Source organism: Deltaproteobacteria bacterium, assembly GCA_026388545.1.
In the GTDB taxonomy this organism is placed as follows: domain Bacteria; phylum Desulfobacterota; class Syntrophia; order Syntrophales; family UBA2185; genus JAPLJS01.
The window spans coordinates 1-7,476 of sequence record JAPLJS010000001.1 but is presented as its reverse complement, the minus strand read 5'-3'; the positions used below and the strand labels follow the sequence as shown (position 1 = coordinate 7,476).

The 7,476-nt window shown below is 49.9% G+C and carries 8 protein-coding genes and 1 pseudogene; 5 read left to right on the top strand and 4 right to left on the bottom strand.

The genetic code is table 11. The features are described from left to right. From NTW12_00045 to NTW12_00035, 3 genes are all read right to left on the bottom strand, one after another. On the bottom strand, window positions 1-279 hold a 279-nt coding region (locus tag NTW12_00045), incomplete at its 3' end, for an alpha-glucan phosphorylase (GenBank protein ID MCX5844747.1). Window positions 280-393: 114 nt separating this feature from the next. Beyond that, on the bottom strand, window positions 394-915 hold the full coding sequence (locus tag NTW12_00040; protein ID MCX5844746.1) for a DUF3417 domain-containing protein: 522 nt from the start codon (window positions 913-915) through the stop codon (window positions 394-396). Window positions 916-1,052: 137 nt separating this feature from the next. Continuing rightward, entirely contained in the window at window positions 1,053-1,259 is a 207-nt protein-coding gene (locus NTW12_00035) for a LapA family protein (GenBank protein MCX5844745.1), read from the bottom strand. A gap of 315 nt (window positions 1,260-1,574) precedes the next feature. On the opposite strand from NTW12_00035, the gene NTW12_00030 reads away from it, so the two are divergent. Further along, window positions 1,575-3,092, top strand: a complete 1,518-nt coding sequence (locus NTW12_00030; protein ID MCX5844744.1) for a DUF1846 domain-containing protein — start codon at window positions 1,575-1,577, stop codon at window positions 3,090-3,092. Window positions 3,093-3,167: 75 nt separating this feature from the next. Here the strand turns inward: NTW12_00030 and hisF are convergent, their stop codons facing one another. Further along, complete coding sequence (gene hisF, locus NTW12_00025; GenBank protein MCX5844743.1) at window positions 3,168-3,932, bottom strand: imidazole glycerol phosphate synthase subunit HisF; 765 nt, start codon at window positions 3,930-3,932, stop codon at window positions 3,168-3,170. A gap of 189 nt (window positions 3,933-4,121) precedes the next feature. Between hisF and NTW12_00020 the strand changes: the two are divergent. The 4 genes and pseudogenes from NTW12_00020 to NTW12_00005 form a co-directional block, all read left to right on the top strand. Beyond that, a pseudogene (locus NTW12_00020) lies at window positions 4,122-5,150 on the top strand (zinc-dependent alcohol dehydrogenase family protein). 26 nt (window positions 5,151-5,176) lie between these two features. Next, window positions 5,177-5,707, top strand: coding sequence for a hypothetical protein (locus tag NTW12_00015; GenBank protein ID MCX5844742.1), 531 nt, complete (start codon window positions 5,177-5,179; stop codon window positions 5,705-5,707). Window positions 5,708-5,717: 10 nt separating this feature from the next. Continuing rightward, window positions 5,718-6,881 carry an iron-containing alcohol dehydrogenase gene (locus NTW12_00010; GenBank protein MCX5844741.1) on the top strand — a complete coding sequence of 388 codons (1,164 nt, stop codon included), beginning with the start codon at window positions 5,718-5,720 and terminating at the stop codon, window positions 6,879-6,881. Next, window positions 6,881-7,476: iron-containing alcohol dehydrogenase (locus NTW12_00005; protein ID MCX5844740.1), on the top strand; the 596-nt coding region annotated here is incomplete at its 3' end. The genes NTW12_00010 and NTW12_00005, both read left to right, overlap by 1 nt.

Below are 7,476 nucleotides of genomic sequence, written 5' to 3'. Positions count from 1 at the left end.
AAAAGCGGTATACAGAGAAAGGCGCCTGTGGGCTCGGTGAAACGGAATCTGGTCGTATTCCATAATTCGGCGGATCTCTTCAAGAATGGCAAAGGAACTGTGCCCCTCGTTTAAATGCAACACTCCGGGCGTAATATTCAGGGCTTGCAAAATACGCGCACCGCCAATCCCCAGCAGTATCTCCTGTCGAATGCGTATTCTATTGTCGCCGCCGTAAAGGCGGGAAGTCAATTCGCGATCTTCGGCGGAGTTGCCTTCTACGTTGGCATCTAACAGCAACAGAGGAACGCGTCCAACTTGAAGCTGCCATACCCGGGCCTGAATGGCGCCGCTCCGGGAGTCAATTCTTATAATGAGCGGCTGTCCACCTGAGTCAGTGACTGCTTGCAGCGGCTAGTCGTTGATATCGAGGTTGACGTAATCTTGTTCCTGCCAGCCATCTTTGTTCAGGCGCTGACTGAAATAGCCTTGATTATAGAGAAGCCCGATTCCAATCAAAGGAATTCCCATATCAGAGCAACTTTTCAGATGGTCGCCTGACAGGATACCTAAGCCGCCGGAGTAAATCGGCAGTGATTCATGCAGGCCGAATTCGGCAGAAAAATAGACTGCCGGCCTTTTGTTGAGATTGCCGCAGTGCATGACCCCCCATGTCCTATCCTTCTCGTTGAGATATTCATTCAGCCGACGGAAGGCGTAGTTAATCCGGCTGTGGAGCACCAGTTCGGAGGCTCGTTCCTCAACTTGTTCCGGTGTGATCTTATTCAGAAGAGCAATCGGGTTATGGGCAACCTGGCGCCAAAGTTGCGGGTCCAGGTCAGTGAAAAGGCTGATGACCTCCGGATGCCACGTCCACCAAAGGTTCATTGCCAGCACACGAAGACGCTCATGAAGATTAATGTTCGTACCTGTCATTGTTAAATCTCCTTTTTTTAGTCGAGTAATGGAACCCGTTACGGCAATTTTAAAAAGATAAGAAATTTAGCTAATTTATATAGCATAAAAAATAAAAACATAAAACGATAAAATATCTTGTTTCAGATCATACAGGGTTAGGTGTCATTAGCTGACTCATCCTTTGATTTCCGATAAGACAAGTAGCTGTGTAAAAACCACCCGAGAGTAAATCCAATAACCAATAGAAAAAATATCAAGAGTGCACGCGACATTGAGATACTCCAGAATAGAAAGCTAACCTCAACGACAGCGACATTTTGAGTTATAAATATCACGGCAAGACTTGCGAGGATAAAAATCATTACTAATTTGAAATTCATCTTTTTCACCCTCCCTTGTAAAGATTATGGATTAACACCATTGATGCCTACGAATAGATTAATAGCGGCACGAAGAGGCCTTCAACCAAAACCTGTCAAAGAAGTCATATCCTATAATTAATATTATTGAAACTATTATAACTTGATTGTCTTTATGGAATTTTACCGATACCTGACCACTCCGGATGGCAAGGTATTCCAACGGCGGAGGCTTAAATAATAGCAAAAATCCTTTACAAACAAGGCGAAAGAAGATAGTTTTGCTCCCGATTCAGACACATCTGAAAGGACTCCACAATGATACAGAAAACGGGTTTTGATAATGAGAAATATATCCGGGAGCAGACAACGGAGATCCTGGAAAGGGCACGGCGCTTCGACAACAAACTTTATCTGGAATTCGGCGGAAAGCTTCTTTACGACTATCATGCAGCGAGGGTCCTGCCGGGCTATGATCCCAATGTAAAGAGGAGGCTCATCCGTGAACTGAAGGACAATGCGGATATCCTGCTTTGCATCTATGCCGGCGATATTGAAAGAAAGAAGATCCGTGCGGATTTCGGCATTACCTATGATTCCGATGCCCTCAAGCTCATTGATGATCTCAGAAGCTGGGATATCGAAGTGCTGGGCGTCGTGATCACACGCTATGACCATCAGCCGTCTGCCACGCTCTTTAAGAACAAGCTGGAAAGGAGAAATATCCGGGTTTTTACCCACCGCTATACCAAGGGATATCCCACGGACGTGGAATTGATCGTCAGTGATGAAGGTTACGGCGCAAATGAATACATTCAAACGGACAAACCCCTCGTCATCGTCACCGGTCCTGGTCCCGGCAGCGGAAAAATGGCTACTTGCCTCTCCCAGCTCTACCATGATTACAAAAGGAATAAAAAATCCGGGTACGCCAAGTTTGAAACCTTCCCCATCTGGAATCTGCCGCTCAGACATCCCGTGAATGTGGCTTATGAAGCCGCCACCGCGGATATACGGGACTTCAATCTGATTGATCCTTTCCACCTGGAGGCTTACAGCAAGACGGCGGTCAACTATAACCGGGATGTCGAGGTTTTTCCCGTTCTCAAGAGAATCCTGGAGAAGATAACAGGAGGAGAATCCTTTTACCGGTCCCCCACGGATATGGGGGTGAACCGGGCCGGTTTCGCCATTACAGATGATGAAATTACGAGGGAGGCTTCCAAGCAGGAGATCATCCGGCGGTATTTTCGATACCGCTGCGAATATGCAATGGGATTTGCAGACAGGGAGACAGTCCAGAGGGTCGAACTATTCATCAAGGATTTCGACCTGAAACCGGAGGATCGAAAGGTCGTTGAACCGGCACGCGAGGCCGCCCGCGCTGCCCAGGAACAGAACAAGGGAAATGAAGGTATCTTTTGCGGCGCGGCCATCGAGCTTTCGGACGGAACTATCATCACCGGCAATAATTCTCCTCTTATGCACGCGGCATCAAGCGTGATCATCCATGCCATCAAGCATCTGGCAGATATTCCCAAGAAGATCAAGCTGCTGCCGCCCTCTGTCACGGATGCCATTAGAAATCTGAAGACAGAGATACTGAATGAGAAATCCGTCAGCCTCGATCTGGAAGAGGCGCTTATCGCTCTCAGTATCGGTGCGACGGTAAACCCCGCCGCACAACTCGCTATTGAGAAATTGAAGGAACTTCAGAACTGCGAAATTCACATGACCCACATCCCCACACCGGGCGACGAAGCCGGTTTGAGACGCCTTGGCGTGAACCTGACCACCGATCCTAACTTTTCAACGAAGGACCTCTTTATCTCCTGATGTCAGTCAACCGGGCATCAGCCATCAACCGCTCATAGATGATGAGTGGCCAGGATGACATCATGTGAAGTCATCTCACAAGTTGACTTTCAGACCCTTGTCCATCAGATATTGTTTTACCTGTTTAATGCTCAGGATGCGATAGTGGAAAACCGACGCCGCCAGGAGAATCTGCGCGCCCCCGCGAACGACACCCTCATAGAAATGTTCGAGAGTTCCTGCCCCGCCTGAAGCAATTACCGGCAGGTCCACCGCATCTGAAACGGCCCTCGTAAATTCCAAATCATAGCCTGCCTGTGTGCCGTCTCCATCCATACTTGTCGGCAGAATTACACCGGCACCCAGTTTTTGGCATTGCTTAGCCCAGGCTATGGCGTCCTGGCCGACCGGTTTTGTGCCCCCGGAGACAACCAGTTCAAATCCGGAGGGCATTTTTTTGTTCCTTCTGGCGTCGATGGCAACCGCCACCTTTTCGGGTCCGAATTTCTCTGCCGCCCTTCTTACCAGATCCGGGTCTTTAACGGCGGCGCTGTTCATGGAGATTTTGTCCGCACCGGCATCGAGAACCATCTCAATATCTTCCAGAGAGGAAATACCGCCGCCTACCGTCAACGGTATATCAATTACCGAAGAGACATTTTTAACCCACATGAGTCTCGTCTTGCGGTTTTCCAGGGTTGCCGCGATATCCAGCATGGCCAGTTCATCGGCGCCTTCTTTCTGGTAATACGCGGCATTTACAACCGGGTCTCCTGCGTCTTTCAAATCGACGAAATGTATCCCCTTCACAACGCGGCCGTCCTTCATATCCAGGCACGGCATGATCTTCACTATATTCATAATTTCTCCTTTCAAACTAATATGGTGTTACCAGATTTCCCAATTGAATCTTGATTGCAACTATGCATATGATCATATATATTGTCAATTGATTAAAATCGTTTAAACTAATAGAACCACAAGAAATTTTTCCTATTGATATGGTATGAAGTATAAAGGTATGGTGGTTAAGGAGGGAAGCGGGATAAAATGCAAGCAATGGTATTGAAGGGCATTTCCAGTTTTCGGGATAATAAAACACCGCTGGAGTTGGTCGATCTGCCGGAACCGGTTCCCGGTGAAAGAGAAATCCTCGTGAAGGTTTCCGCCTGCGGGGTCTGACATACGGAACTCGATGAGATTGAGGGGAGGACGCCTCCGCCGGCATTCCCCATCGTTCTGGGTCACCAGGTGGTTGGCAGGGTGACAGGAATAGGGAGAAAAGCGACGAAGTTCAGCATTGGCGACCGGGTTGGCGTCGGCTGGATATTTTCTGCCTGCGGCCGTTGCGGTGCATGTCTCGAAGGGAATGAAAATGTCTGTGAGGATTTCAAGGCAACGGGCAGGGATGTCCATGGAGGATATGCCCGCTTCATGACGGCGCCGGAAAATTTTGCATACCCTATCCCTGATATCTTTTCCGATGCGGAAGCTGCGCCTCTTCTGTGCGCAGGCGCCATCGGCTACCGATCCCTGCGGCTGACCAATCTGAAAGACGGCCAGAGCCTGGGGCTTACCGGCTTCGGGGCTTCGGCGCACCTGGTCCTCAAGATGGCACGGCATAAATATCCGAATACAAGCGTATATGTCTTTGCCAGGAGCACGAAAGAGCAGGACTTCGCCCGGGAGCTGGGGGCAGTCTGGGCGGGGAATACGGAAGACAAACCGCCGGAAAAACTCCATGCCATTATCGACACCACGCCGGCCTGGAAGCCTATCGTGGAGGCCTTGAAGAACCTTGTGTGCGGCGGGAGGCTGGTGATTAATGCCATCAGGAAAGAGGAGGTTGACAAAGACTATCTTCTGAAGCTACATTATCCGACACATCTCTGGCTGGAAAAGGAGATCAAGAGCGTGGCGAACGTAGCGCGGAGGGATATCAGTGAATTTCTCCAACTGGCGGCAGAAATTCCCATAAGGCCGGAGGTGCAGGAGTTTTCATTGGAAGAGGCCAACAAGGCCCTGGTCGAACTCAAGGAGGCAAAGATCCGGGGGGCAAAGGTCCTGCGCGTGGAGTGACAGAAGAATCGTCAGGAATTGGGTCTATGAAAGATTTCAGGGAAATTGCAGCGGGAAAAAAATCTTTGAAAAAAGATTATGTGGCGCTCATGATGTGGTTCATGGGTAGGGCCATTCAGGCTGTGGCAGCAGTGGATAAAGACGTCAGGAAAGAGTTTGCAGAACTGCCGGACCGCTTCACCTTTGCCCTTGGTGTCATGCCGGATGGCCCACACATGATCGTGGGTAAGGACCGGAGGGGGTTTGTCAGATACAGGGGATGGAACCTCGAAGATAAAAAGATAGATCTGAAATTTAAGATAAAGAATGTCGAAGCGGCAGTGCTCCTATTCACCTTCCAGGAAAGCACCGCCGTAGCGGTGGCGAGGGACCGTTTGATTGTTGATGGCGAAGTGCCATACGCATGCGCGGTTGTGCGCATCCTCGATAGTGTTGAGGTTTACCTGCTTCCAAAGATCATCGCAAGGCTGGCGGTAAAGAGGTATCCGGTCTGGTCTCCGGGCCGAAAATACTTTGGCCGGGTTTTGGTCTATTTCCGTACCGTACTCGGTTTTTAAGGAGTTTCCTGTGTTTTTACCGGAACATTATGAATTTTCCTGCCCCGTGAAGATCAATTCGGGCAACAGGGCACTGGAACATATCCCCTTCGAACTCGATACCTTGAATGCACGAAAACCATTCGTAATTACAAGCAAAGATGCTGCTAAAAGAGGACTGGTTGATATCATCATCGATGCCTTCAAGGATTCGGGGATCACCATCGGCATCTTTGACAGTGTTCCTCCTTCTCCTGATTTGAAACTGATCAGGGAACTGTTCACCATTTATCGTGACAGGGGTTATGATGCCATCATCGCGATCGGCGGCGGGCCGGTGACGGATACGGCAAAGGCACTGAATATCGTCGTCTCCGGGGAACCGGAAGACCTTGAGAGATATGCCGGAGACGATCTGATCAAAAAGCCCCTGAAGCCCTTCATCGTTGTGCCGACCTTATCGGGGACGGGCTATGAAACATCCCGATATGCCTTTTTCGAGGGCAGGGTGTATACGTCCCATTATTTGATGCCTGATCTTGTGGTAATTGATCCCCGAATGACCATTGCAGAAGATGCGAAAACGACTGCCTCAATTACCCTGGTTGCCCTGACACATGCGGTGGAGGCCTATACCTGTCCCGGCAAGAATCCCCTCGCCGATGCCCATGCGTATGCGGCCATCCAGTTTATTATGGAAAACCTGGTGAATGTGGTCAGAAATCCCCAGGACGGGAATGGTCGTCTGGCCCTTGCGAATGCGCATACCATGGCCGCCTGTGCATTTTCCAACATGGAGGCGGGCATTGTGCATAAACTCGGGAAGGTGGTTGGCGATGCCTGTCAGCTTCCTCACGGCTTATGCATGGGAGTGCTGCTCCCCCATATTCTGGGAAGGCAGCTTTCTGAAGGTGGGTATTACATCTCCGATCTCCTGCTGCCGCTGGCAGGGTTCGATACGTACGCAGATACAGCGGAAAACATGAAGGCTCAAAAGGCTATCGGTATCCTGTACAATTTTCAGAAGGAACTTTTTGATGCCGGCGGCGGCGCCATCATCCGGACATTGAAAGATGCAGAAGTTCCGAAAGAAATATTGAAAGATATTGCCCAAAAGGCTGTCGGCTATGGTTCAAACGCATTCAATGAAGACGGTTACCTGACAGTTCTGGAACAGGCCTGGGAAGGGAGATAATGGACTTACCCGGATACTACGAATTCTGCTGCCGGGTGAAAATTATTGCCGGCCATGATGCTCTGGAAAAAATTCCGGGCATCCTGGCAAGTCTGCGCGCCGAAAGGCCCATGATCATCACGGATAAGGGAGTTTCCGGCGCCGGATTGATTAACATCGTAGCGAATGCCATAAAAGACGGTGTAACCATCGGAGCTATTGCGGATGATGTGCCGCCGGATTCCGATCTGCGGGTTGTAACCCGTCTTGCACAGGAATATCGTGAGAAAGGCTGTGATTCTCTTATTGCCGTCGGAGGCGGGTCCGTTATGGATACGGCAAAAGGAATTAATATCGTCGTTTCTGAAAAGGCGGATGATCTGATGAAGTTCAGCGGTGCGAACGCTCTGAAACGGCCATTGAAGCCTCTGATCGCGATACCGACGACGGCAGGAACGGGTTCTGAAGTAACCCTGGTGGCTGTTATTAAAGATCACGAGAAGCATCTAAAGATGTGCTTCGTCAGCTATTTTCTCTTGCCGGATGTCTCCATTGTTGATTCCCGGATGACCCTCTCTCTGCCTCCTGCAATTACAGCGGCGACGGGCATGGATGC

Bases quoted from the DNA above. Each gene is read 5' to 3' on its own strand.
- NTW12_00040 (MCX5844746.1), bottom strand. From the start codon at position 915: ATGACAGGTACGAACATTAATCTTCATGAGCGTCTTCGTGTGCTGGCA.
- NTW12_00035 (MCX5844745.1), bottom strand. From the start codon at position 1,259: ATGATTTTTATCCTCGCAAGTCTTGCCGTGATATTTATAACTCAAAAT.
- NTW12_00030 (MCX5844744.1), top strand. From the start codon at position 1,575: ATGATACAGAAAACGGGTTTTGATAATGAGAAATATATCCGGGAGCAG.
- hisF (MCX5844743.1), bottom strand. From the start codon at position 3,932: ATGAATATAGTGAAGATCATGCCGTGCCTGGATATGAAGGACGGCCGC.
- NTW12_00015 (MCX5844742.1), top strand. From the start codon at position 5,177: ATGAAAGATTTCAGGGAAATTGCAGCGGGAAAAAAATCTTTGAAAAAA.